Here is a 23,504-nt window from a genome sequence, read left to right as displayed (position 1 = left end):
TATCTGTTGTTATCTTCCAAGAATCCAATTGAAGAATTCCTCTGTTGCTCGTAATGTAAAGCCAAGTGCTTCGTACATCATCTCTTTGAATGTCTTTCCACCTAAAACCAAGATGATCGCTGTTGCGATTACACCTATTGTGAATAATAAAAGTTCCATTTTAGTCTCCTTGTTATTTTGGTTCTCTCACTATTCAATTTAACTGTTATATAGCCGTTGTCAACATAAAAAGGCTTTTAAAGTTATCTTTCGGACGAACGGTAAACTTGTGGATAAATGGCAGAAAATAAAAAAGACCCGCTTGGGTCTTCTCTGATGTTGTTTGTTGAGTAGCCCATAAGGTGGGCTAGTCCTTGTTGTTATTTTTGAGCATCCATCCATTCTTCGTAGCTCACATAGAATTTAACTGGCTTAAATGTCTCATTGATCTCGCTAAAGCCTAGTTGATCGTATAAGTCTTTTGATCCATAACCATCGGAAGTAATGATAACTCTGTCTCCAAACCAAGAAGAGACATGTCCCCATTGATCAGCACAAGCCTCCCAGAAAATAAATCCGAAAACTAACTTTTGGTGATGCTGATAGAACGCTTTAATTTCTGTTTCCCAAGAGCCATCTTCTTGTCTTTTATATCCTGCTGGGTCAAACTCCATGTCTAATTGAGCGAAGCGTGCTTGTCTTTCCTCGCTATACCATTTTTCAGAGTTCTGTTCTTCCCAAAGAGCGATGGTTTCATCAACTTCTTTCTTTGTTTTGCGGATCACTAAACTTGCTTGTTCTTTTTTATCTAAATTAACGATATTGAAATATGTACTCATAACATGCTCCTTTGTTGTTGTTATATATCTAATATAACAAATAAAAGGAACAAGTCAACATTAAATCAATATTTATCTTGACTTTAAGATAAACGGTAGACTCATAGATGAATGGTTGATTGGAGCTTTTTAAATAAGGACGGTGCCGATAGGCAAGCGTGCTTGACACGCAACAGAAGCGAATGCTTCCTTGAAGATGAAGGGGCGACCTGTGCTATGCTGTGTCTTCCTTAATGGGGTTAATAGACACTACTATGGCAACAAGCTACAAGGAACTAATTGCTCAACGGATAAGCTTCAAGCTCAGATTGATGAAGTGCTTCAAAAAGAGAGAGATGAAGCGATAGCTCTAATCCTGGGAAAGATGGCTGAGTTTGAGATAACAACTCAGGAGCTTGATAAGGTAGGAAAGAAGAAGAGAACTCGTGCGAGCAAGTAAATGAAAGCCTCCAAGATGGGGGCTTTTTTATTTTGTGCTGTTTTTATTTATTGTCGCTTGAAACTGTTTTGTTTTTGAAGAATTGAAATTCTTGGTTGCTGTTAATTTCTTGCTCAAGCTCTAGTTCTTTTGCCTTTGTCTGTTTGCTTTTTATATCGTCAATGATAAGGGTGAAAATGTAATAGATGGCGAGAAGTGTGAAGTCAATGCGAATAATGACATCCCCCAAGTATTCATTAACTTTCAATGTTCCTAATCCAAGAAAGAAAATGAGATATAAGGCGTAGTAGACATTCTTTGGCTTGTCTAAAAACTCTTTTAATTCATTGATAAAGTTGTTCATAGCTTCCTCTTATGTTTTTGGTTATATAGCCCGTGAGGTGGGCTAGTCCATGTTGTTATCGAGAATCTTTCTTTTGCTTTAGCATTTGGTTTAATTGGTAAATTCTTTCAAGATTGGATAGTAAGTCTATTACAAGTAAGTTAATCATTATTGCGCCGATGGCTAAAATATAAATCATGTTGGTCTCCTTGTTTATTCTTTATATATCTAATTTAACAAATAAAAGGAATAAGTCAACATTAGATAGAGATAAAATATAACTTTAAGATAAGCGGTAAACTTCTAGATAAATGGACGCTTTTTGATAGATGCTTGAAAAGAGAGATGACAAGCTCTCAGTAAATTGGGGCCGAGCGCAGCGGGAGGTGGAGGCCCCGCCAGGAAGACTCTTGACCCACTTTTTAAGCGAGAACCTGGAAAAATCGGCTTGCGAGAAGGGGGCTGGAAGCCCCTATCTCATGGTGGTTGGTGCTTCGGTATGTCAGAGTGGAAAAATCGCTCTACGGGGCTAAAAACGGCATTGCTGGGCATTTCCCGTATGGTGAGATTCGGCAACGGTCAAAATGTGGCGTTTTGAGCACGTTTGGGGTGTGTGGGTAGATCCCGAGCTGGGATAGGTCTGACCTGGTAGAACTAACAGGTAGGTTAAGCTCGTGGACGTCGATCTGGTTGCCGAGCTGACTGGGTGGCTGGTTGGTTTGGCTGTGCCTGTGCGTAGCAAGCGGCTTGACCGCAATGAAGCGAATGCTTCTTGAAGATGTGTGGACGACTTGTCAGAACAAACTAGCCCCGTTTTGTGGGGCTGTGCTTGTACTCATATCTTGCCTCTTGTTTTGTTGTTATCGGCTTTTGTTGGAAGCTCGTTGTCTAATTTGTTGGCATGAGCTTTTTTTCTAAACTCTTCCAAGCCCTTCGCTGTCTCTACACCTTGATACTCTTTATCAGCGTCAACACATTGAAGAAATACTTTTTCCTTCTCGGGGTCTTGTAGAACTTCTTCTATAGCAACGCTATGAGGAAGATATGCATCAAGGTTGTTTTCTATGATCGCTTCTCTTGCTTGCTCGTAAAGGGCAACAATTGGTTTTTCAAACTCAACGATTGGGATTAGGTTCTTGATCATGAAGTCAATGATTTCTTCTTTGTCGCAAGTGTAGTAGCTGCCATCCCTATATTTTTCAACAAACCACTCATCGTCCATAAAGTCATATTTTCTAAAATGCCATTCAAAAGTGTTTCTTAACTCTCCTTGGCATAAGATAGCTAATAAAACTTCACTGTTCTCACAAAATCTTCTTGCACCATACTTCATGCAACTATTTTGCAAGATATTGATTCTGATTGTTGTATCCAAGTCCCCAAGAAAGTTTCCCTCTTCATCAATTAAAGACTTATCCTCTAAAACATAATCCATTGGGAGGTTGGTTGGCTCGTCTGTGTAGTATGGATATTTCTTTGCCTTCAATAGCTCCTTCTTCTTCATGAAGATTCCAATGTTTTGTAAAATGCTAAAGGCATCTTCATTTGAGTAGTCTTTTAAGTGGCTACGCAATGGTCTTTTGTCATATGTAGACACAAATCCGTCAATGCCTGCAACATGAAGAGTCGCGGGAAAATACTTTGAATAGTAGTCTTCAATCTCTTTGACTGTGTATTGAAAAGAAATCCATTTGCGTTTGCCGTTGTCTATGATGTCTTCGTCGTTGAAGATGCCAAGTAATTTTTGTTTTAAGTTCATAATTGCCCCTTTTTGTTGGTTATTGTTAATGTGCAGATTGAATCGACGTTTTTGAGAGTGGCTTTGTCAAAATGACCGATCAAGGTGCTAACGCTGTCTTCTATCGTTCTTTGAAAATGTGGAGTAATAACTACAATATGTTTATCTTTCCCGTCAACCAACATTTCTATATTGATGCCATCGCAATATCTGGCTTCACTAACAATCCGATTCTTGTCTGTGATTGGAAAGGTTGTCAGCTCGTGCCTCACCCATCCACCAGCCATAACAAGTAATTTCAAAGCGGTGGTTATCACTAGGGCAAAAAAGGCGAAGATGATAAAAGCAATCAGAGCCTTTGCGTTGTCTGGGACTGTTCTTTGTTCGTTGGCTTTGTCGGTATAGGTCATTTGAGGTCTCCTATTCTTGTTCTTATGTAGCCCATTTGTTGAGGCGGGCTAGTCCTTGTTCTGTTTAAGCCTCCACTGCTTGCTTCTGTGCCTTAGCAATGTTCTTGTATTGATTAAGAATTGCATAGTGGCAAAAGTCATGTAGTTCTATCTTGTCCCATCTGTTCATGTTGATGTAATCGATGCCTAGTTTGTCGCAAGCGGCTTCAACATAGACACTTTGTAGGTAATCTTTATCTTTAGCTTTGCTGTAGTTCACTTTTGGAACATCAGGCAAGTATTTAATAACCACCTTGATAATTTCTGTTTTTAAAGATAGGCTCATAGTTGTCTCCTTGGTTTGTTGTTATATATTTAATTTAACAAATAAAAGGAATAAGTCAAGTTTAAGTCATGATTAAATGATGCTTTGAGATAAACGGTAAACTTGTGGATAAATGGATGGGCAATAAAAAAGAGACCTAATTGGTCTCTCTTCTAAGCTGCTGCTTGGCTTGCTGTCGCTTAGCCTTGTTTGATTTCTGGTGGGTTCCAGATCCTCCACTTCTCTGCATGAAGGCTAAGACAACATGATTGCGTGGCTTGCTTATCTTCTTCTGTTTCATAGGTTCTGTCTCCTTGGTTGTTTTTATGTAGCCCGTATGGTGGGCTAGACCTTGTTTTGCTTAGTCGTGATATCCATCGTCTTCTGTATGGTCTGACTCATAACCAATTGGATCACCAACAATCCATTCATAAATGCCATCTCCCTTTAGTTTAAGTGCATCAATACATGCTTGTCGATCTTTTGCTGTTTGAAATCCAAATGTTCTTGTTTCAGTATCGCCTTTAACCCTAACAACTAATACAAATTTGTTCTGTTCAGCTTGTTCTTTTTTGCTTCTTTATTTTTGTCTAAGCTTGCCATGATATTCTCCTTGTTTGTAGTTATATCTTTAATTTAACAAATAAAAAGAATATGTCAACATAATGAACGGTTTAATCTTGATTTTTAGATAAACGGTTGACTTGTTGATAAAATGGTTGTTTGTATAGGTTGCTGATGCACTCAATCGCCGTGCTGGCTGTTTAGGAAGGTTTTGGGCTTCTGCCTAGCGGATCTGGTCTCTGTGCCTGGTGGTGGGATTGCCGATAGGCATGGAAGACTTAGACAAGCGTGCTTGACACGCAAGAAGCGAATGCTTCCTTGAAGATGACCTAGCAGTCGGATGAAGACCCTACGAGCTGGAACCTCGAAAACGGTCCATAGCGGGCTTTTAGGTTCTAGGTAAGGGGGTTGGGTAGCCGTGAGGCTCACAAGCCCCTAGAACGGTCGAAAATCAATTACAAGAGCTGGGCAAATACTCTTTGACGATGATGGTTCCGTCTGGTGTGCAGCTCCAAATCACATTCCCGTTGTTGTTGTCGGTTGCCTTCAAAGTGACCTTGCCATTGGCAATCCTGCTCATCGCGTTGTTGCCGTAGGTAATCGTGATGGTTCCGTGTGCCTGGTCAATGTTGGCGACGTATTCACCCGTTGCGGGAGGCAATCTCAAGGCATCCATATCGGCCGGCATGGACCAGCCTCGGACATAGTATTGGCTGATAGCCGTCTGAATTCCCCCAGCGAGTTTGAAACCCTCTGCAACTTGGTGCCTTATGTTGTGGGTCATGTATGAGGTCACGGCCATAGAAGCGAAGATTCCCACTATCGCAAGTGCGATCATCATTTCAATCAAGGTAAAGCCGGTTTTCTTTATTAGATTCATGTTAGCTCCGTTGTTGTTTGATTGATTTATTTATACGGGGCAAATTTGAAAAAGCAAGAGCAAAAAAAACCTCCATGTAGGAGGCTTTGCGATTGGTAAGCAATCAGATTATTTGCAGCTAGAAGGAACATACTTCTGAACTACTTTTGAGCCATCATAAGAGCAAGCCCAGATTAAAGTTCCTGATGCATCTGCTGTTGGAGTTAAGGTGATTGTTCCACCAGCAATCTTTGTGTTTACTGCTCCGCCGTAAGTTGCTGTAATTGCACCGTTTGCGACTGCAACGCCAGTTGTATATTTACCTGTTGCACCAGCATAATTTGCTGCGGTGTTGTCTGCGGGTAAAGAACCGGCATTAGCAAAGTATTCTGATACTGCTGTTTTTGCACCTTCGGCTAAAGTAAAGCCTTCAGATACTTGTGCTCTGATTGTGTAGTCTTGATAAGCTGGCAATGCTACTGCTGCCAAGATACCAACGATTGCCACAGTAATCATCAACTCGATTAAAGTGAAACCCTTCTGAGCCCCCGCCTTGATTGTATTTAATTTCATAACCTTCATTTCACATCTCCTTTTATAGTTATTATTGGTTATCGACCGGTAGCCGTTTATCTATTAAATACGCCACTGGTCTTTTGATGTATAAACGATAAAATTAAATTGTCAACTATTGCTGTGGGGCAGTTCCTGGCTTCATCAATGTGCATTGACTAATATATGCTCCTGATTTCAAATATGAGTTTGAGAACGAGCATGTATAAAATAAGAGCCCGTTTTCATCAAAGTGGGGAGCATAGTCAATCGTTGCCAATTGAATCTTGCTCATTGCTGGATTTTGAGAACCATTCATAACATCGCCTATCGTGACTATGTAATGCCCGTTCACAAGCTTGGCTGATGCGTATGTTGTGCCAGGAATAGCACTGACTCCTAGATCGCTTGTAGATACTGGTGCTGTTCCTTTGTATTTGAAGTAGGTGATGCCCGAGATAGTGAGACCATTGCCGTAAGCAAATGCGTTCTGCACCTGGTGACGGGTAATTTCTAGGGCTGTCAAAGACATTGTGGCGGTTGCCATGATGGCGATGAGAGTGACGGCCACCATAATCTCAATAAGAAAGAATCCTCCCTGTTTACTGTGTTTGATCCTTCTTGCTTTCATATTGTCTCCTTTGTTATTGGTGTAAAATATCGTTATAGTATTGGTGCTTGTTCATTGGGCTTCCTCGTCGTCATAGGGCTCCGAAGCTTGTTCCAGAATCATGATGTAGTGTTCAAGCAAGCCTTCAAGGTATTTAATGGTGTTAATGAGTTGAAATCGGTCAATTTCGCCTACTTTACGGCCTTGATAGAAGCCTCGTTCAAGAGAACCTTTAAGGCTGCATATTTTTTCCTTCAAATCCGATATGGTTTCTTGTGCTCTTTCTGTATCAATGTGATTCATAACGGTCTCCTTGTTATTATGGTTATGGAAGGTCCGTGAGGTGGACCAGTCCTTGTTTCTTATTGGGCTAAGAATTGTTTGGAATCAAACCATCTAAATTTTTCGCTTCCTTCCATCTCTGCCATAACCTTGTTGTAGTTTTCTTGACTCAAGCGTGTGTCTGTTCTATCTAAAAGATTGCTGTAGACCCAGTCATCAAGGTTTTTGATAAGGGTTGCAAGTTGGTCTTGTGTGATAGTTCCTGGCTTGAATAAAACTGGAAGATAGCTGTCTGTCTTTGATAACTCGATTGCTTCCTCAATACTTCTATCACTCACTAAGAAACTGGATGCTTTGAGTTCATCTTCGTCGTCTTTAATCAATCTCATTCCCCAAGTCCCATTCATTTGATCATCATAGAAGCGGAATTTTGGTTCATAAGATTTAAGCTGTTTGGTACCATCCTCTCCGAAAATTACATTCACTTTCTTGTCTGACAAAGTAATCTTTTCCACATTGACGGTTTTTGCTTTTTCAAGGTTTCTTAAAAGGCGGCGTGTCATAGTATTAACATCATCTTCCAATGTCTTGCCGTCTCCATTTTTCAATTGAAGGCAGCCAGTTAAAATTGAGCGCGCAAAGCGAGCTGTTTCAACGCTAAGCTGACCTTTTGATTTTGCTGCGGTACTGAAGCAGATGGTGTCGTAGCGTTTTGGTGAAACATTGTTGTCTTCTGAAACGGTTCCATTGACGATGACTTTGTTGCCTTCTTTATCGATCAACTCGAAAATTTTTTGTGCTTTGTAAGATGATATAACTCATAGCATTCTCCTTGATTTGTTTTGGTTATACTTTTAATTTAACAAATAAAAGGAATAAGTCAATATAATAAGGACGATTTAAGATAGGCGGTAAACCTGTGGATAGAAGGTTATTGTTATTGGCTTTTTGAGTTGATGATTGTTTGCCGTAGGCATGGAAGACCTGGTTGAGCGGCTTGACCGCAAGAAGCGAATGCTTCCTTGAAGATGACTTAGAGGGAGATGCTCCATAAATAAGTAAAGCTCCACTAGGGAGCTTTTTTGTTTCATTCCTGAGCTTTGACGTGCTTATGATACTTTGATGTATCAATTTTCTCTTTTAGCGAAATTTCTAAGGCTTTAACGAACATTTCCCTGTCAATCTCACTGTCAAAGTAGTACGTCTTCTTATGATCAGGGTTGTTTCTGTCGAGAATGGTTAGAGATAGTTTTTCCTCCATATCTTCAAATAGCATGGTGCCTCCTTGTCTGTTCACCCCTAAAGCCCGCATTTAGCGAGCTGGTTATAGGGTGGGAGGTCATTGCTTAGTCGGGGTATCCGTCATCCTCTGAGTCTTCTGCCTCGTAGTGGTGTGCTAGAGAGCGACCATAAGGCTCATGAGTGGATGGTTTGCTGTCGTCAAAATATCCTTCTCTTCCAGCTTTACCTTCTAAGTGCATTGGCTTAACGAGAACAAAGACCTTGTTGGTATCAAGCCAATATTCGTTTTTTGCGAATTCAAAGTGTGCTTGTAAGTGAAGTAAGTTGGCAATTTCCAAGTCACTCATAGTTGCGGGATCTTCTTCACCAAATCCATAGAGGTCATTGATTGCATCAATGTTCCATTCTCTCTTTGAAACATGGATGAGAATTGTTTCTACTGGCTTTTCTCGGTGGTTGATATCTTGAGTTGCAAGTATATGACCCAGCGGTAATTGAAAATGAAAGTGATTCATGGGGTTCATGAGGTCTCCTTGTAGTTGTTATATATTTAATTTAACAAACAAAAGGAATATGTCAACTTAGATGGCTAACTTTAAGATAAACGGTAAACTGGTGGGTCAAGTGATTTGCCCGTCAAGCAAGAGATCCCCAAATCTCCATTTATGTTTGCTGTGATGATTTTTCTTCTTGGTCCATGAACTTGATGACTTCAAGGGTCATATAGCAATCTGCCAAGGCTCTATGTGCCTTGAGGGTCATGCGCTCGCTCTTGGTGACACTGATTGCATGGTGGTAGGCAAAAATAAGCCGTTCCCAAAACCCTTCATTGAACTGATAGGCATAGTCTTCCATGACACAAGAGAAGGAATACTTGGATCTGTCAAAAGGGAGACCGTAGATGTCGGCAGTCTGACGAATGAGCCTGGTGTCGTAGCTGCTGTTGTAGATGTAGCAGGTGTGTTGCTCTAGGAGGGCGATGAGTTCGCCGTGAACCTGGTCGTAGGTTGGAGCCTCGGCCACCATCTCATTGGTAATGCCGTGGATAGCGATTGCGTCTCTAGGAATGAGCTTGCTGGGCTTGATGAGGGTATCAAGCAAGACTTCGCCTTGGTCGTTGATGACTGAGATTTCAACTATCTCGGCTGTCTCGTCCAGCCCCGTTGTCTCAGTGTCTAAAATGATGTAGTTGTTCATGTTTCACCCTTGTTTTTATTGTTTTATGGGTAGCCCGTCAAAGGTGGGCTAGACCTCTTGGCTAGAATCAATCATTCCAGTCTGCGATATCAAAGAATCCTAGCTCTTCCATCTTTGCTCTTGCTTCTTCTACGTTTGAGCATTCGGACAAGTATAAATACAAGCCCTTGTTGTCTTTTTGATGTTCGTAGGTATAGCCTTTGACCCATCTTCCAAGCTGTTTCACTACATAGCAGTTTTTACCGCGTTGACGGAAATTCACGGAAACATGAACCTTGTTGACGATTTGCCAGTCCTCAACTTCGTCCTCATCCAAGGCTCTTGCTTCTGGTGCTTCAAGATTGCTGATTTGTTCGCCTGTCCAATCTATCTCGACAAGATTTTGATCTGCGATTTGATAGGCAATTTCTTTCGCTTCTTTTTCTGATGAAGCTTCTATGTGAGCGATGGCGGTTTCGTGTATTACTTGGGTTAGTAAAACTTCATAAACGTGTTTCATGCTGATTTCTCCTGTTATTGTTGTTTTTGGATAGCCCGTGTGGTGGGCTAGACCTTTTTATTTTTATTCGCTGACAACATCAAGAATGTAGTCAATCAATTTGTCTTTGGGTAAGTCTGCTTTATCGATCAAAACTTCGTGAACCTTGTTTTGTATCGCTTCGTGCTCCATGTAGCCGTAATAACCTAGTTTGTAGGCATGGGCATCATGAAACATATCCCAGAAGTGACGTGGTTCTAGGTCTGTCTCGATGATTTCTTTGTAAACCTCAAAAGAGCGCAATAAATTCGTTCTTAACTGAATTGGGTTGAACTTTTCCAACTGACTTTTTATTTGCTCTAACTGATTCATGGCATATTCTCCTTTGTTATATTCTTAATTTAACAAATAAAAGGAATAAGTCAAGTATGGAATGATATTGGGTATCGATATTAGACAGTCGGCAAATTAAATGATAAAAGGAGGGATGAAAGCCCGTTGAGGTGGGCTAGTCCTTGTGCTTATTGTTGGATTTCTATGTCTTCCTCAATCACAAGGCGAGTAATTTGGTTGATTCCGTATAGGACAACTTTTCCTGTGTTTCTGTAAAGTTGTTTGTCTCCATTGTCGGAGGCGTGGACAAGAATGGTCACTTTTATGAAATTGTCACTGATTCCGCTTACTAAAATCATGTCGCTTTCTTTTGTTGTTCCGATGTGGCAAATTTTGTCTGCTATAACTAATTCATGCTTCATAGTTGGTCTCCTGTATTTGTTTTTGTTGTATGTTTAATTTAACAAATAAAAGGAATGAGTCAACTTGCATGTCTGACTTTAAGATAGACGGTTGACTGGTGGGGTAAATGGATTGAAATTCTTAAATAAGGAAGCCCGTAGGGTGGAAGACTTTGACAGCGGCTTGACCGCAATGAAGCGAATGCTTCTTGAAGATGAAGGGACGACTTGTCCAGACAATAAAAAAGCCCCTCTAGGGGGCTTTCTCGTCGTGCTGATCTGTTCCTTTACTCGATCCGTTCGCTGTCCCATACCCAAGAGCCGGCTCCGATTCCATAGAGCTTCTTTCCGTCGTGCTCCGTGGCTTCAAATCGCTCCCAATCGCTCTCTGGATAGTAGTCGGTTTGATAGATGAAGGTGTCGCTTGCTTCGTCATAAACAAGCTTTTCTTCTGTCGTAACTGCATTCATGTCATCCGCAATCTGCTTGGCTACTTCAAGAGTGAAGTAAGGCATTGCCCACCCGTTCCACGTTTGACCGTTAGAAAAGCCGTTGTATTCTTTCCCGCCATCAATGCTAAACAACATGGCAAACATAACAAGCCCCAAGTGATTGAACATGGCTTGATGATATAAACAAGATCGTCGTGCGTCCAGGTTCTTTTTAAGGTTTATCCTGGCATTCGCCTGGTCCTTCTTTTTATTGTTTCTTGTTGACTCTTTTTGCTGGATGTACGCTAAAGTCTATTCACTATCTACTTGAAGGGGTGAATAAGATGATTGAAGCTATCAAGAAATTTGCGGCGGGTTATCGTGCCGTAGGAATCAAGAAGACAACCGGAATCGAAGGCTCTGGCTGGCTTGCTACGATTCTCAAAGATGGTCGCGTTCTCGGTGAAGCTGCTGATTACGGCGATGGTGCTGCCGTCCATGTTCGCTTCGCCAATCGGGAAGATGAGCAAGCTTTGTATGCCCATGCCAAGGCAACCTATCCTCAGTTCCAATATGCGACGGCTGATTGCTTCCTCGGTGATCTGGTCAACTATGAGCTGGCGATTGCGAAGCTCAAGAAACAAGCCCAAAAAAAGCTCATGAAGGCTGAAGAAGGCGAGCTTGATGAGAATGGTGTCGCCAAGTCGTACAGTTCGTGGTCGGCTCCCGATAGCCCCGAGCTTCGTGCCAGCATCCTCGCCAAATATCCGAACACGGTCTTTCTGAATGATGAATTGGCGAGCTGGGAAGACATCAAGAAGCCTCGAAAGTGAAACCCTCCAAGAATGAACAAAGCCCCTTAATTGGGGCTTTTTTATCTGTCAATGCTTTTTGTTTGTTGGTTAGCTCTCTGCTTAGTCGTGTCCGATCCAAAGCATTTGATAGAGGCAAGTTTGGTTTTTGCATTGAATTCTTGCTCGGTGTATCTGATCCCTTCAATGTGCCATTCTTCCTTGCCAAACTTGTTAATCAAAGCTGGTCCATTTTCGTTGTGAAGCTTGCCATTAACATAGTAGGCTTTATCTCCCTCTGGTCCCTCAACGGCAGGACCGTTTAATCTATGGATAACTCCGTGCTTATACCATATCTTGTAGCCGTCATTGTCGATAATCGCAGGTCCATCATCGCGATGTAGTTTGTCGTCTTTGTAATATTCAACTGTCCCATTGCTCTCATGTCTTCCGTTTTTCATGTTGCTTCCCTTAAATAAATTTAGATTAGCGCAAAAAATAAATTGATCAAGTCGTCAAGATGTACGCTAAGATGAAGTTATTGATTAAAACCGTGGAGAGTAAAAATGAATCTTCAAGACATCAAGAAGCAAGTTGAGGAAGCTGCTGAAAAAGCACAAGAAGCATTCTGGGCTGAGGTCGCAAGGAACTTCCCTGACATCAAAACGGGGGACATGCCGATTCAAGCCATCTTTCAGTTCAACAAGGATTGTGAGGAAGCGGTAGCGGTTTGGGTGAAGAGCAACCATCCAAGCTACCCGAAAGAATAAGAATCCAAGAAATGCGCGAAATAGCCCTCCACGTGAGGGCTTTTTTATTGGGTCAGCCCAGATTGTTAAGAAGTCTCTCATTTGTCATAACAATTCTTGCTCCGGTGCCATCCCTGTGGTAAGTGTTGGAATTCTCCATTCTGACTGTAGGGTGATATGCACCGGAACTATCTCAAGGTTGGCGACAAGTCTTCGGCTGGTGGGACGGTGATAGAGGGGATACCGTCTTGCACCCATCATGGAACTGAGCTGACCTTCATTGGAGCTCAGGTGGTGTGTCCAGCTTGCGGAAGCACGGGCCGAATCGTCCCAAAGGGCCCACGGTGGCCTGACAGCATGATGGGCAAGGAATCGGCTCTAGAGGGCGATCTGTGTGTTTGTAAGTGCTATCCGCCTCCCGTCATGATCGCCTCGCAAAACACCATGTTTCAGAGCTTTGAATCTCATCACCTGGCGGACATGGGCTTTGCCTCCAATGGCACTCCGTTGAGGAAGGAGCCGGTTGGCGACTTTGACGAAAGGGTGAGAGTTCTCGACGGTGCTGGTCGCCCTCTGTCTGGTGTTCCATTCCATATCAAGACGAAGAGCGGTGCCGTTCACAAGGGTGTTACGGATTCCGAAGGTTATTGCCCTCGGGTCTATACGGCCAATGTTGAGAACTTGGATATTGCTATCGGCTACAAAGCTGTGGAGCGGTGGAACGCATGAGCACTTTTACCTACAACACTCCGACGAACGACAAGAAGGGTTCTCAATATGATGTGCTTGGGCATCTCATGCCCGCTCGCATGTTCATTTTTGTCGTTGTTGATGAACCTGGAAAAGACGGCTTTCTTGTTCGCCGTGTTTATAGCTCTATTGAAGATCCCTATCTGCTCAAGCTGAACCTGTCGCCAATAGGCAATCTTCGTGAGGTCTATCCTGAAGAGTATGGCTTGTGGTCTAGGGGTGGTCCTGAGTCAAAAGTAAGCGTTGCTGAGCATGTATTGGAGTTTGAGAAGATAACCTCTTATGCATCCACAAGCGGCACTTATCCTGATGGCACACTTCGCATGAATGGCAAGACGGTTTATGTTGATATCGCCAAGGCAAAGAGAGCTGGTGCGAAGCTCGTTACCACTGAAGAAATTGCTCGTGCTATTGATGAATACAAGGTCAACTTGAATTCCAAGGGAAGGCGGGAGGCTGAGCATATCAAGCAAAAGGTTCTGAATATTGACAAGGAGATTCTTGTTCAGCCTCGTCCTCGTGTACCTCCTTCTGGTGTCTTCAGTCAAACAGGCTTGAAGGTGTCTCTTGGCATTGTGAAATATGCTCGGGTGGTGCAAGTGATTGGCATAGGCTTCACGGCTTACGATCTTGGTGTTGCCACTGACCAGTCATTCAAGACTAAGAGCGTTCGCCCCATTGAGAAAGAGGTTGTGAGGCAGATCGGCGGCTGGGGTGGTGCCGTGGCTGGTGCGAAGATGGGAGCTGCGGCCGGCGCTCTCGTGGGTATCGAAACGGGACCAGGCACGATCATTACGGGTCTGATTGGTGGCATAGTGTTCGGTGCCATTGGTTACATGGGCGGCAGTGCCGTTGCTGACCAGATTCCGAATAATTGAGGAAGCTATGTTCTCCCTGTCTCGTGCTATTGAAGAATTCTCGATAAAAAGGCAAGAAAAGGTCTTGTCGAAGAAAGTTGAGACTGGTCGCCTCAATGCTCTTCAGCATGTTTTTGGTGTTCCTCTGGAAATGCTGAAGGGCATGTTTTCAAATCCAATGGAAGATTTCAATTCTGACTATCCAAGAACTGAGAACTTGGGAAGCCTTGGGATTGAAGCTTTCCTCGTTACTGTAAATGTGGAGATTAACTCCTTCCCGCTGTGCTTGAATTTAATCAAGGCGGGGAAAAAGGAAATTTCCCGTAATCATTACGAGCAAGGCGGTAGGCATACCCTTGTTGCTCATGATGATGAGTTTGGTGGAAGGAATATCCGTCTTCTCACCAATGACATTGAGCTTATCAAGTCGCTGGCTAAAGCAAAGTATGGTCCGCCTCCACCTTGGGTTGTTTGGTATGACCTTGGGCCTTATCCATACAATCAAGGAAATGAAGAGCATTGGTCTGTCTATGTGTGGTCGCCATATTGGGTGAGCCTAAGTCTGGAAGAGCAAGACAAGTTCATTGAGGATTGGCGGGAAAAAACGAAGTCTTACATTTCAGATGAGGATTGGGATAGCTGGGTATTCAAAATACGGTTCGCAGATCCGAAGTCAAAGTTTTTGTATTTGAAGCAATCTGGAATGGAAGATGACTGAATATATTTCCCCACTGTCGCTTTGGCTTGTTGTGAGAAAACGGTTCTACAAATCGGGAGTGTTTGTTGAGCCTGCTTGGACTGGTTCACATGAACCTAAGATACAGGGACCAGTCTTGTTTGTGTCTCGTGTTCATGCTGAAGTCTATGCTCACATGAGAAACAAGTATCATAGCAAGGATGATTCTGCCAATTGGAAAATCATTTCATTATCCGATTTTGACTTGCTGGAACATGCTCACGGCATTGATGGCAAGCTTTATTGTCAGTTAGCTTTTGGTTTCTCTATGGCTGACGAGAATTCCATGCTCGTTGCCACGGGTGCGCCTCGTGTTCGCTATGTTCCGTTGCCTTTTGATATTCCAAAAAAGGAAAAGAAAATCACCTTCTCATTCAATCAATGGGCATTTGACTTCATGAATGAGGAATGGGCTTCTATCGGGTCAAGTGAGTTTGATAAAAGCCTTGCTCTTGTGGACGACATGAGCGAAGCCGAAGCATCACGAGTGGCAAAAGAAGCAATCGCCAAAATTAATGTAGGTAGGACAGAAACGGGCAAAGATTTGTGGGGCGCCTACGATTCAGTTAAAGAGTCGTGGATTGTTGGTAGTGAAACCCTGTACCATGATAAGAGTCTTCACTGATAAAACGCACGAAAAGCCTCTCTATGGGGCTTTTTTGTTGTCGGTGGTATGGTGGTCTACTTTACTGCCGGAGAGGCTAGAACCCATGAAAAAAGCCCCTCGCGGGGCTTTTTGTTAAACCAGCTTCATGAGTCGCTTGTAAAGCATGGTCTGAAAATCTCGGTTGGTGTCTAGGAACATGTGAACATAGACGCCTTCGTCCTTGATCTGATACACCACTCGGGTCTGTCGCACGAGCCTTTGACGGCAATCGGTGAGTCCAAGAGTCATGATTTCTTGCGGGATAGAGCCAGCCTCGGGCATGTCTCCAAGCTGGCTGAGAACCTTCTTGTATTCCGCATCAACCTCTTGCCAAACCAAGTTGCCGAAGTTCTTCCTCACATAAGCTCGGATCTCCCGATAGTCCTCCTTGGCGGCACTCAGGACAAAGACGGGGCGGGTCATTCCTCACCTTCCTTGTCCATCTCAGCAAAGAAGGCTTCGGCGGTCACGAACTTTCCTTCCTCGATCTGCTTGTTGCCGAGTGCCAAGAGCTTCAAGAGAGCCATAGTCTCTTGTGTCTCTTCGTAGGTAGCAATGTCCATCACTACCATCTTGGCTTCCCCGTTCTGGGTAATGATCAGCGGGTTACGGTTCTCTGCGAAGTCCTTCACGATTTCGGCCGTGTGCGACTTCAAGTAAGAGATGGGCTTGATCTGTTCAGAGAGTTTCATGTCGTCCGTTCCTCGTTAGCTGTTGAGCCATTCTTCGTAAGTCTTGACCGTCCAGCCAAGGCTTTCGGCATTCGTCTTGTAGATCTGGTACTCGCTGTCGTTGTCGCCTCGGGCTTGGGTCTGCCAGGTGTCAGAGGGAATCAGCTTCGGGGTGTCGTTCATGGTGCCGTCCTGGTTGGTGACTACAGGACTAATTATAGTCCAAATTTAGTCGTGTGCCCAGATCTATCGACGGCGAATAACAAGATAGACAACAAAAAAACAACCTCAATGGGTTGCTTTTATTTAATCCGATAAACATTCCCATGAAGACAACGGGGTTGGGTTTTAGAATTTAATGCTGCCCTCAAAAATAGCATTCTTTCTGTCTCTATACTTTGTCGATCTCTTGTATGGAAAGCCCGCTGTTCTGACCGCATAATACATTGTTTGATAACAATGTATGCCCACTATCTCCCCAAGTTCTTTTATTGTGTGTTTCGATGTATCTAATGAAGACAATTTTTCAGCAATAGACATGTTCTTCTTGTATGCCTGACCTCGACTCTTAAGTCTTGCATATAGGGATGAAACCGGAACAGAAAATCCAAGCATATGTCTCAGCTCTTCAACGGTGTATTGTGAGGTATCAATATTGTCGAGTTTAGAGTATAAGCGAGAGTATTTTGACTTGAATTTAATTTCCTTTCGCTTGAGCTTCCTGTAGGGTATTTTGTTGGATTGAATAACAATCCTCAGTCTCGCTTCAGGGCCGCCAACAAGCTCATGTATTTCTTTGAATGTCATTGATGCAGTATCGAGATCATTCAATTTATTCTTTACCTCATCAGCGAAGGCCAGCTTTCTTCCATAAGGTATATTGTTGCTCCTAAGAAGCTGTCGGACTGTCTCGTAAGATTGATAGTTTTTCATCACATCCAATCTCCATATGTCCTTAATGCTCATTTTCCTTGTATCAATGGACCTAAGGTGGTTAAGGGTGGCTTGTGTTTTATTTACCCTTCTTGCGTATGTTTTTCTGACCTTTTTGAATGGGATCTTGTTTGCATATAAAAGCTGCTTAAACGAATCAAATTTGATATTCGCCTCAACCATGCCGAATAACTCGCTTGGAGTGTATAGTTCAGTGTTTTCTATCAGACGGACTCTTCCTAACAAATTTCTTGAATGAGGTATCTTGTAATTGGTTAGCATTGTGCTCAGTTGCACGTTGCTTAATCTGGATAGCCCATCAATGGGTAGGCATTTAATTTCCTGTAAAATCAAATTCTTAGTGTGATGTGTTTTTAATTCTTGCGCTATTCGCTCAAAATCTCTTTTGCTAGTAAAGCTGTCGAGAGAGGATAGTTCACCTCTTTTATGTAATACTTGGTAGACACGTGGACCGGAAAGCCCAAGGTGCGCGGCAACTGAGCTTGTGCTTGCTTTTCTTCCGTTGGCTTTTAGTTCTCCGATTGCTTGTCTCACTTTTAAAATTGTTGTTGGCTGTACCTTCATTCTGTCTCCTTGTAGTTGTTGTTTGATTGCTTGTTAGTTTTTTGGCTTAGATCCTGATCCTGTTTTAACCTTCTTATATGAAAGTTTGTGCTTTGCTAAATATTTGCGCAATTGATTTGAGTCTTCGCCAGCCATGCTCTGTAACTCTTGAACTGTGTATTGACTTGTATCGACCTTCAATAGCTTGTCGAACTTGCTTATTCGCTGTTTCTTCTTGTATTTCATCCCGTTTTTGGCAAGGTGTTTCAACATAACACTGAGGCGAACATTGTTATCAAGCAAAGCAAGCAACTCTTCTGCGGTGTATTGAGAAGTGTCAACTGAACGAAGCTTTTCCCATATTGGAGCCATCTCATCTTTTGAGCGACGGTCTTTATAGGTTGGAATGTTATGCTCAGCGACAAGAGGGGCTAGTGTTTGACGGGTTGTGCCAATCATTGTGGCTAATTGCGAAATGGAATAATTTTGAGTTTCAAGCTCGCTTAGCTTTTGTAGCAAGATTTGGCGCGTTCTTTTTCCATCATACTTCCCTTGAATCTTCTTGTATGGAACTTTATGATCTGAGAGAATTCTGCGAAAATTTGTCAATGTTTCCTTTCCACCAAATATCTCGTAAAGTTCTCGTGATGTGTATTGGGTACTATCAATTTCCCTCAATCTTTCAAGAAGAGCTGCCATTTTCTCTCGATTTCTCACTCCACTCTTAAAGGGTATCTTGTTTCTGTAGAGAATGTCCCTTGTTGCTCTAAAATCTCTGTCTATCATTTTGCATAGCTCTTGAGCCGTATATTTGCTTGTGTCGATTCTGGATAGTCGCTCTTCTATAGTAGAGGAATGAGGAATTTTATTGTCTATAAGAAATTGACCAAAACCCGTGCGATTTAATTTTTTTAGCTCAGCGATTGGCAGATTGTAAACTTCGTCAAGCGTCAAATTGGCAGTATCAAAGGATTTTAAAGCTTCTGCTATAAGCGGTCTTTGCTCTCTCTGTTGATAGCTGTCCAAGATGGAAAAATTACCATGTGCTTTTAAGACCTGGTCAACGCGTTGGCGGCTGATTCCTAAATGCTTGCCAACGTTTGCCGTATTCGTTTTTGTTCCAAGTGCCTTAAGCTCAGCGATTGCTTGATGTATCTTGTTTATGGTTGAAGCTGCAATTTTATGTGATGAACTTGCCCGCTTAAATGGAACACCTTCTTTGTTGAGAAGAATCATTAAGGCATTGTGTGCTGCTTGATAGCCAACAGCCTCTTTGATTTCTTTTGCTGTCATGTCTGAGGTGTTCAAGCTCAATATTTTTTCTAGTAACGATTTTTTTTCTTCTTTTGTCATAGTGTCTCCTATATTGTTAGTTTTCTTGTGAAGAAAGGACTAGGTCTTTTCTTTTCTTCTGGTTCTGGGTTGTAGCTGCTATTCATGGCATCCATTGCTATGAGTTGAGTGATAAATTCAAAGCAAGATTTTTGCTTGCTCTCGGTAGCAAGTGACATCAAGAAAAGGGTTGCTGCCTCAGCTTGTTTTCTCATCCCGTCCTCCTGGTTGGTTGGCTTCCATCCAGCGAGCTCGGCCGCCTTGAGTAGCAATGGCATCTCAAATGTGGATGTCACTTCCTCAAGGTCTTTCTGGCGTTTCTGCTCAGCTTGTGCCTGGTCTTCGCGTTGAGCCTGAATTTGGGCTGCTGCTCGTCTCTTCTGAGCTGGGGTTAGGCTTGTCTCAAATAAATCAAACATGATTGTGTCCTTTGTTGTTGCTAAGTTTCTTGTATTGAATCTTGTGGCGATGACAAATGACTCTCAGCGAGCGAACACTTGCTTTACAGTTAATATGCTTGTGTAGCTCTTCAAGGGTCATATTGCTTATGTCCACTTTCAAATTGAGAAGCTTGTGATGTGTGCTGCCTGGTCTTGCTATGTGACCACGGGTATCAACACAACGACTATCAGCGAAAGGAATTTTGTGCTTGCGAAGTAGCTTATTAAGAGAGCTTTTTGTTTTTGGGTAAGAAATAAGCTCCTTCAACTGATTGATGGTCTTGGCTCTTGTGTCCATGTTTTTCAATTGACTGATAAACGCGGCAAGCTCTTCTTCCGAGAATCGATACTTCTCAGCGCCCGTGTTTATTTGATTTTGTTTGTTTTTCATGTTTCCTCCTTGTTGTGTGTTGTTGTAGAGCCCCTTGATTGGGGCTAGTCTTGGTTGTTCTTATTCTTCAAAGTCCCCAACAAAATAGCCGTATTCATCTCCAAACTTCTCATAAGCCCAAGAGATCCCAGATTTGCGAGTTTCCTTGTACTCTTCAAAATACTCTTCGTCTGAAAGATAGTGAGTTGAGATGATTTTGTGGCATGTTGCTTTTGATAGATGCCCGAAGAAGCTGGCATTTTTATATAAGACACTTCCATCTTCTTTCCAAACATTGAAGTGAACGGTTGTGCGTTTATGTGAGTTGAAAACATGCTTATCTAAGTTGTTGATGATCGTGATAGTTGTCATTTTTAGTCTCCTTGTGTTGTCGGTTGCTTAGTATTCTTTTACTGCATCAAGAGCTGGGTTATAGTCTTCAAATTGGTCGGTCCAAACAATCTCATGGATGTCATCATTGATTGCTTCGTAGACTTCATCTTTGTTGCCAATATATTTTTTAGCCACTGTTCCACTTGCCTTGTCGATCAAGGTGAAAGTGTTGTCCGCTGATTCGATGGAGTGGTTTTTTATTCCCCATACTTTGGCTAATGTGATTAAGGCTTCTTTTATTTCTGTTTTTGTAGTCATGTTAAATATCCTTGTTGGTTATATTTTTAATTTAACAAATAAAAAGAACTTGTCAACTTTATGGATGATTTTGAGGTAACTTTAAGATAAGCGGTAAACTTCAAGATAGAAGGCTGGGGCTGTCGGGCAACAAAAAAGCTCCACTCGGGAGCCTTGTTGTTTGGTCTGTTTTTAGTTAAACCAGCCTAATGCCAAACCGACGATGCCATATACGGCTGGGCTGAAATATAAAGCCAATATAACTTTCTCTTTTAATGACATTCCTTCTGCGATAATTTCTTTGTTTGTGTTCATAATATATATCCTTGTTGTTATATACCTAATTTAACAAACAAAAGGAATATGTCAACTTAGATGGCTAACTTTAAGATAAACGGTAGGATGATGGCTCAAGTGGGTTGAGCTTCTTAAATGAGAAAGCCCGTAGGGTGGAAGACTTTGACAGCGGCTTGACCGCAATGAAGCGTATGCTTCTTGAAGATGAAGGGCGACTCGTCCAGACAATAAAAAAGCCCCTTTAAGGGGCTTTTATGGGCGTTGTAGTGAATCAGTTCATGCGGGTGCAAACCGAAATGGCATGTTGTCCGTCGTTCTCGATCACTGCCAAACTTGCCGAAAGAGGCAACACAAGAACTCCGCTAGTGATTTGGTTTTCGCCGTTCTTGGTTGAGGTTGCCATGCCCGTAAAGCCATACATTGCACTTGCACCATTGACTTGATTCAGGGTGAGTGTTTCTTGCCAAGAAGAAGTGCCTTGGGTGACGTTGATGGTGGTTCCGCTGTTCTTGAGGGTGCCTACAAGGTTGCCGAAATAAGAGCAAAGCCAAGAGCCGTCAAACTCGTTGCCTTGAAGTGGTTGAGCTTTCACGGCATAGAGGTTGCCAACTGTCAGAGGGGCAACGGTTGCATAGTGGTCGACAACCAGCACGGGACCTCGATCACCAGCTTGCACGAAGACATTGCCGAAAACGGCGCCGTCAAGCTTCATGGTAATGATGCCGCTGCTCGTGTCCTTGCTCAGTGTGAGGCTGTGCTTCTCGGTGGGCTTGGCTGGGTCAATCTGATTGCATCCCGAGCTGGAAACCGTGCCAGCAAGGCAGTAGGTTCCCGTTGCTCCATCGCTGTTGATTTGGAGCTGTCCACCAAGGAATGTTGCTGGGGTGCCTCCTTGCGGGTCTCGTGTGGTGCCAAGGAAGTCATAGGTGCCAGCGAGAGCGGTCATTGTGCTGACTTGATAGGGAGACCCAGCAACGGAAGCTGATTTGCTTCCAACGGTCATAGTCCCCGATATCGTTTTTGTTTGAAGGTCTTGATAGAGGCTGATTTTCCCAGCAAGGGTGTAGTTGACGAAATTGCCCAAAACCGTGCGGGTCAGTGTTCCCGATTCGGTGGCAACTCCATATTGAGAGTTGTTGGGCACTACTTGATAGTTGCCGTTCTTGGTGTCTACCGTCAGTCGCCATGTATCTCCGATATCGGCCGCCAGATCGAAGACCTCCTTGCTGTCGTCTGTACTGATAGTGGTCGCCCCAAGAGCTGAGGCAGTGGCTTGAGAATTCGCTTGGGTGGTGCTGATTTGAGGTTGTGAGGGTTGGGTGCCGGTCTGCGAGTTGTTATCGCTGCCTCCACCTCCACCACAACCCGCAAGAACCATAGTCAGAATGGTAGCCGTGGTCAGTGCTGTTTTTTTCATTTATTTCCCCTTGTTGATTGATTGTTTAACTCAAGTAAACGCCGCCGGTTTTAGGAGCATCTTTGACTCCGAAAGCTTTCTTGATTTTCTTGAAAAGTTCCCGAATCGTCGGATCACCATCCATGTCGTTCTGAATGAGAACGGTCTTATCCATGTACTTGCTTTCAATGGTGACAATGGGTTCTCGGTTCTTGCCAAGCAAGGTAATGGAGTCGGGAGCTATCACGGTGTATCGATCATTGCCTTGCGATTCCGTGTAGAGAACATAGCCGTTGACTTGGATATTCATAAGAACAAGATCATTGGCATTTTTTCGATGAGCCGATAGATAGCCTTCAAGCTTGCGTGCTGTTTGCTCGTCTGGATTGAAGAAGTAATCGGTGGCTTGATTGAAGCCGCTTGTCTTGAAGCTTGGATTGAGCAAGACAAGATAATATCGACCGCTGCCGTATCCAAGATTGCGGTATTTGTCGATGAAGTTTGTTTTGTTCACTGAGGCATAGACGGCAAAACCTTTACCCGGTTGATAGCCTTTTACACTGGCAATAAAAGGCGTCTTGATTGATACATTCTTGATGCGTTGTGCGGCGTTGTATGAGGCATCAAGTTTCGGTGTGAGTGTTTTGAGAAGGTCTTGCTTGCCGAAAGCGTTTGAATCTTTGTTGTATTCAACAGAAAAATCTTCTGCTAGTCCTTGGTAATCCTTCTTGGCTTTAGACCAGTAAAAGTCTCGCCATGTGTTGTAGGTGGCGTCCCCATCTTTAAATTGGGAAGTCATATCGAAGGTGGTCTCGTAGACTCGGCCTTCTGAGGAACGGCGGGCAATGCCGGTGCTGTCGGCAAGGGCTGAGGTGCAAACCGTGAGCGACAGTGCAGCGGCCACGGTTGCGAAGAGCTTTGAGGGTGCCATTGGGTCTCCAAATGCAAGGGATGGTCAACCTGGCTTGAGTTCGTGCCAGGTCGCGCTAATGTGGGATTGGGTGGACCCAAAATGGGAACCATATCCCGCAATGCTAATCATATCCCGTGGTGCTATGTGCATCAACGGGCCAGTATGGGTGCATGGTTCAAGGCAATGGAAAAAACCCAGCTCTCGTGTCGTTCGGTGCCACTGTTCGCCGTCTTCGAAAAGAACGTGGCTACTCGCAAGAAACCTTCGGAGATCTCTGTGGTATTGATCGCAGCTACATGGGGGGTATTGAAAGAGGGGAACACAATCTAGCCCTCATCAACATCCTCAAAATTATTGTTGCGCTTCAAATGAAGCCGTCAGAGTTTTTCAAGCATCTTGACGACAACAGCTAGGGTTATCGTCAACAACATAGAGCATTTAGCTCCGTG

At 43.2% G+C, this 23,504-nt stretch carries 39 protein-coding genes; 7 read left to right on the top strand and 32 right to left on the bottom strand.

The annotated features are described in order from the left end of the window. Positions 1-9 precede the first annotated feature (9 nt). The 19 genes from HWY45_RS04855 to HWY45_RS04760 form a co-directional block, all read right to left on the bottom strand. Entirely contained in the window at positions 10-159 is a 150-nt protein-coding gene (locus HWY45_RS04855; RefSeq protein ID WP_170304018.1) for a hypothetical protein, read from the bottom strand. Between the two features lie 200 nt (positions 160-359). Next, a complete protein-coding gene (locus HWY45_RS04850) occupies positions 360-818 on the bottom strand; it encodes a hypothetical protein (protein ID WP_150998364.1) in 459 nt (152 codons plus the stop codon). A gap of 482 nt (positions 819-1,300) precedes the next feature. Beyond that, positions 1,301-1,600, bottom strand: coding sequence for a hypothetical protein (locus HWY45_RS04840; protein ID WP_150998368.1), 300 nt, complete (start codon positions 1,598-1,600; stop codon positions 1,301-1,303). 814 nt (positions 1,601-2,414) lie between these two features. After that, positions 2,415-3,338, bottom strand: coding sequence for a hypothetical protein (locus HWY45_RS04835; protein WP_150998371.1), 924 nt, complete (start codon positions 3,336-3,338; stop codon positions 2,415-2,417). Further along, the gene (locus HWY45_RS04830) at positions 3,335-3,727 is read right to left on the bottom strand and encodes a hypothetical protein (RefSeq protein WP_150998376.1); all 393 of its coding nucleotides are present in this window, start codon (positions 3,725-3,727) and stop codon (positions 3,335-3,337) included. Before HWY45_RS04830 ends, HWY45_RS04835 begins: the two co-directional genes overlap by 4 nt. Positions 3,728-3,791: 64 nt before the next feature. Continuing rightward, positions 3,792-4,052 (bottom strand): hypothetical protein, encoded by a 261-nt coding sequence (locus tag HWY45_RS04825; RefSeq protein ID WP_150998380.1) that lies wholly within the window; start codon positions 4,050-4,052, stop codon positions 3,792-3,794. Between the two features lie 136 nt (positions 4,053-4,188). Continuing rightward, positions 4,189-4,332, bottom strand: coding sequence for a hypothetical protein (locus HWY45_RS04820; RefSeq protein ID WP_170304019.1), 144 nt, complete (start codon positions 4,330-4,332; stop codon positions 4,189-4,191). 714 nt (positions 4,333-5,046) lie between these two features. Further along, complete coding sequence (locus HWY45_RS04815; protein ID WP_150998383.1) at positions 5,047-5,475, bottom strand: pilin; 429 nt, start codon at positions 5,473-5,475, stop codon at positions 5,047-5,049. A gap of 108 nt (positions 5,476-5,583) precedes the next feature. Further along, a complete protein-coding gene (locus HWY45_RS04810; RefSeq protein ID WP_279607660.1) occupies positions 5,584-6,036 on the bottom strand; it encodes a pilin in 453 nt (150 codons plus the stop codon). 106 nt (positions 6,037-6,142) lie between these two features. Continuing rightward, positions 6,143-6,637 (bottom strand): type II secretion system protein, encoded by a 495-nt coding sequence (locus tag HWY45_RS04805; protein ID WP_150998386.1) that lies wholly within the window; start codon positions 6,635-6,637, stop codon positions 6,143-6,145. A 51-nt stretch (positions 6,638-6,688) separates the two neighbouring features. Then, the gene (locus HWY45_RS04800) at positions 6,689-6,919 is read right to left on the bottom strand and encodes a hypothetical protein (protein ID WP_150998388.1); all 231 of its coding nucleotides are present in this window, start codon (positions 6,917-6,919) and stop codon (positions 6,689-6,691) included. Positions 6,920-6,978: 59 nt separating this feature from the next. Then, positions 6,979-7,680 (bottom strand): hypothetical protein, encoded by a 702-nt coding sequence (locus tag HWY45_RS04795; protein WP_150998391.1) that lies wholly within the window; start codon positions 7,678-7,680, stop codon positions 6,979-6,981. A gap of 305 nt (positions 7,681-7,985) precedes the next feature. Continuing rightward, positions 7,986-8,174, bottom strand: a complete 189-nt coding sequence (locus tag HWY45_RS04790; RefSeq protein ID WP_150998394.1) for a hypothetical protein — start codon at positions 8,172-8,174, stop codon at positions 7,986-7,988. Positions 8,175-8,244: 70 nt separating this feature from the next. Then, on the bottom strand, positions 8,245-8,664 hold the full coding sequence (locus HWY45_RS04785) for a hypothetical protein (protein WP_150998397.1): 420 nt from the start codon (positions 8,662-8,664) through the stop codon (positions 8,245-8,247). A gap of 139 nt (positions 8,665-8,803) precedes the next feature. After that, positions 8,804-9,337, bottom strand: a complete 534-nt coding sequence (locus tag HWY45_RS04780) for a 3'-5' exonuclease (RefSeq protein WP_150998400.1) — start codon at positions 9,335-9,337, stop codon at positions 8,804-8,806. 67 nt (positions 9,338-9,404) lie between these two features. After that, positions 9,405-9,836, bottom strand: coding sequence for a hypothetical protein (locus tag HWY45_RS04775; protein WP_150998403.1), 432 nt, complete (start codon positions 9,834-9,836; stop codon positions 9,405-9,407). 63 nt (positions 9,837-9,899) lie between these two features. Then, positions 9,900-10,187, bottom strand: a complete 288-nt coding sequence (locus HWY45_RS04770; RefSeq protein ID WP_150998405.1) for a hypothetical protein — start codon at positions 10,185-10,187, stop codon at positions 9,900-9,902. 149 nt (positions 10,188-10,336) lie between these two features. After that, on the bottom strand, positions 10,337-10,570 hold the full coding sequence (locus HWY45_RS04765) for a hypothetical protein (RefSeq protein WP_150998408.1): 234 nt from the start codon (positions 10,568-10,570) through the stop codon (positions 10,337-10,339). 266 nt (positions 10,571-10,836) lie between these two features. Then, positions 10,837-11,169: a hypothetical protein gene (locus HWY45_RS04760; RefSeq protein ID WP_150998411.1), complete on the bottom strand. Its 333-nt coding sequence runs from the start codon at positions 11,167-11,169 to the stop codon at positions 10,837-10,839. 155 nt (positions 11,170-11,324) lie between these two features. Here HWY45_RS04760 and HWY45_RS04755 point away from each other — a divergent pair, with 155 nt between their 5' ends. Next, complete coding sequence (locus HWY45_RS04755) at positions 11,325-11,813, top strand: hypothetical protein (RefSeq protein ID WP_150998414.1); 489 nt, start codon at positions 11,325-11,327, stop codon at positions 11,811-11,813. Between the two features lie 41 nt (positions 11,814-11,854). On the opposite strand, the gene HWY45_RS04750 is transcribed toward HWY45_RS04755, so the two are convergent. Next, a complete protein-coding gene (locus HWY45_RS04750; RefSeq protein WP_150998417.1) occupies positions 11,855-12,232 on the bottom strand; it encodes a hypothetical protein in 378 nt (125 codons plus the stop codon). Positions 12,233-12,337: 105 nt separating this feature from the next. Between HWY45_RS04750 and HWY45_RS04745 the strand changes: the two genes are divergently transcribed. The 5 genes from HWY45_RS04745 (at position 12,338) to HWY45_RS04725 (ending at position 15,488) form a co-directional block, all read left to right on the top strand. Then, positions 12,338-12,541 (top strand): hypothetical protein, encoded by a 204-nt coding sequence (locus HWY45_RS04745; protein ID WP_150998419.1) that lies wholly within the window; start codon positions 12,338-12,340, stop codon positions 12,539-12,541. 156 nt (positions 12,542-12,697) lie between these two features. Continuing rightward, entirely contained in the window at positions 12,698-13,249 is a 552-nt protein-coding gene (locus HWY45_RS04740; RefSeq protein WP_150998422.1) for a PAAR domain-containing protein, read from the top strand. Beyond that, the gene (locus HWY45_RS04735) at positions 13,246-14,148 is read left to right on the top strand and encodes a glycine zipper family protein (RefSeq protein ID WP_150998425.1); all 903 of its coding nucleotides are present in this window, start codon (positions 13,246-13,248) and stop codon (positions 14,146-14,148) included. The genes HWY45_RS04740 and HWY45_RS04735 overlap by 4 nt, the downstream gene beginning before the upstream one ends. Before the next feature lie 7 nt (positions 14,149-14,155). After that, the gene (locus HWY45_RS04730; RefSeq protein ID WP_150998428.1) at positions 14,156-14,845 is read left to right on the top strand and encodes a hypothetical protein; all 690 of its coding nucleotides are present in this window, start codon (positions 14,156-14,158) and stop codon (positions 14,843-14,845) included. Next, a complete protein-coding gene (locus HWY45_RS04725; protein ID WP_150998431.1) occupies positions 14,838-15,488 on the top strand; it encodes a hypothetical protein in 651 nt (216 codons plus the stop codon). The genes HWY45_RS04730 and HWY45_RS04725 overlap by 8 nt, the downstream gene beginning before the upstream one ends. Positions 15,489-15,602: 114 nt before the next feature. On the opposite strand, the gene HWY45_RS04720 is transcribed toward HWY45_RS04725, so the two are convergent. The 12 genes from HWY45_RS04720 to HWY45_RS04670 all read right to left on the bottom strand — a co-directional run bounded on the left by HWY45_RS04720 (position 15,603) and on the right by HWY45_RS04670 (position 23,073). Further along, positions 15,603-15,932 carry a type II toxin-antitoxin system RelE/ParE family toxin gene (locus tag HWY45_RS04720; protein ID WP_150998433.1) on the bottom strand — a complete coding sequence of 110 codons (330 nt, stop codon included), beginning with the start codon at positions 15,930-15,932 and terminating at the stop codon, positions 15,603-15,605. Further along, on the bottom strand, positions 15,929-16,201 hold the full coding sequence (locus tag HWY45_RS04715; RefSeq protein ID WP_064804253.1) for a type II toxin-antitoxin system Phd/YefM family antitoxin: 273 nt from the start codon (positions 16,199-16,201) through the stop codon (positions 15,929-15,931). The genes HWY45_RS04720 and HWY45_RS04715 overlap by 4 nt, the downstream gene beginning before the upstream one ends. Positions 16,202-16,216: 15 nt before the next feature. Continuing rightward, the gene (locus HWY45_RS04710; RefSeq protein ID WP_170304015.1) at positions 16,217-16,363 is read right to left on the bottom strand and encodes a hypothetical protein; all 147 of its coding nucleotides are present in this window, start codon (positions 16,361-16,363) and stop codon (positions 16,217-16,219) included. Positions 16,364-16,528: 165 nt separating this feature from the next. Continuing rightward, positions 16,529-17,698, bottom strand: coding sequence for a hypothetical protein (locus HWY45_RS04705; RefSeq protein WP_150998436.1), 1,170 nt, complete (start codon positions 17,696-17,698; stop codon positions 16,529-16,531). A gap of 33 nt (positions 17,699-17,731) precedes the next feature. Beyond that, the gene (locus HWY45_RS04700; protein ID WP_150998439.1) at positions 17,732-19,030 is read right to left on the bottom strand and encodes a hypothetical protein; all 1,299 of its coding nucleotides are present in this window, start codon (positions 19,028-19,030) and stop codon (positions 17,732-17,734) included. 8 nt (positions 19,031-19,038) lie between these two features. Continuing rightward, complete coding sequence (locus HWY45_RS04695; RefSeq protein WP_150998442.1) at positions 19,039-19,428, bottom strand: hypothetical protein; 390 nt, start codon at positions 19,426-19,428, stop codon at positions 19,039-19,041. Beyond that, positions 19,421-19,840, bottom strand: a complete 420-nt coding sequence (locus HWY45_RS04690; RefSeq protein ID WP_150998444.1) for a hypothetical protein — start codon at positions 19,838-19,840, stop codon at positions 19,421-19,423. Before HWY45_RS04690 ends, HWY45_RS04695 begins: the two co-directional genes overlap by 8 nt. 60 nt (positions 19,841-19,900) lie before the next feature. Further along, positions 19,901-20,191, bottom strand: a complete 291-nt coding sequence (locus HWY45_RS04685; protein ID WP_150998447.1) for a hypothetical protein — start codon at positions 20,189-20,191, stop codon at positions 19,901-19,903. A gap of 27 nt (positions 20,192-20,218) precedes the next feature. Next, entirely contained in the window at positions 20,219-20,470 is a 252-nt protein-coding gene (locus HWY45_RS04680; RefSeq protein WP_150998450.1) for a hypothetical protein, read from the bottom strand. Positions 20,471-20,641: 171 nt separating this feature from the next. Next, complete coding sequence (locus HWY45_RS37130) at positions 20,642-20,764, bottom strand: hypothetical protein (RefSeq protein ID WP_279607659.1); 123 nt, start codon at positions 20,762-20,764, stop codon at positions 20,642-20,644. A gap of 253 nt (positions 20,765-21,017) precedes the next feature. Beyond that, positions 21,018-22,163: a hypothetical protein gene (locus tag HWY45_RS04675; protein ID WP_150998453.1), complete on the bottom strand. Its 1,146-nt coding sequence runs from the start codon at positions 22,161-22,163 to the stop codon at positions 21,018-21,020. 25 nt (positions 22,164-22,188) lie between these two features. Beyond that, positions 22,189-23,073: a hypothetical protein gene (locus HWY45_RS04670; protein WP_150998456.1), complete on the bottom strand. Its 885-nt coding sequence runs from the start codon at positions 23,071-23,073 to the stop codon at positions 22,189-22,191. A gap of 152 nt (positions 23,074-23,225) precedes the next feature. Here HWY45_RS04670 and HWY45_RS04665 point away from each other — a divergent pair, with 152 nt between their 5' ends. Beyond that, positions 23,226-23,468 carry a helix-turn-helix domain-containing protein gene (locus HWY45_RS04665; RefSeq protein ID WP_150998459.1) on the top strand — a complete coding sequence of 81 codons (243 nt, stop codon included), beginning with the start codon at positions 23,226-23,228 and terminating at the stop codon, positions 23,466-23,468. The last annotated feature ends 36 nt before the right edge of the window (positions 23,469-23,504 follow it).

The sequence above is a fragment of the Burkholderia stagnalis genome (assembly GCF_902830275.1).
GTDB classification, from domain to species: Bacteria; Pseudomonadota; Gammaproteobacteria; order Burkholderiales; family Burkholderiaceae; genus Burkholderia; species Burkholderia stagnalis.
The sequence above is the reverse complement of the archived record's forward strand: the minus strand, read 5'-3'. Positions and strand labels throughout refer to the sequence as shown.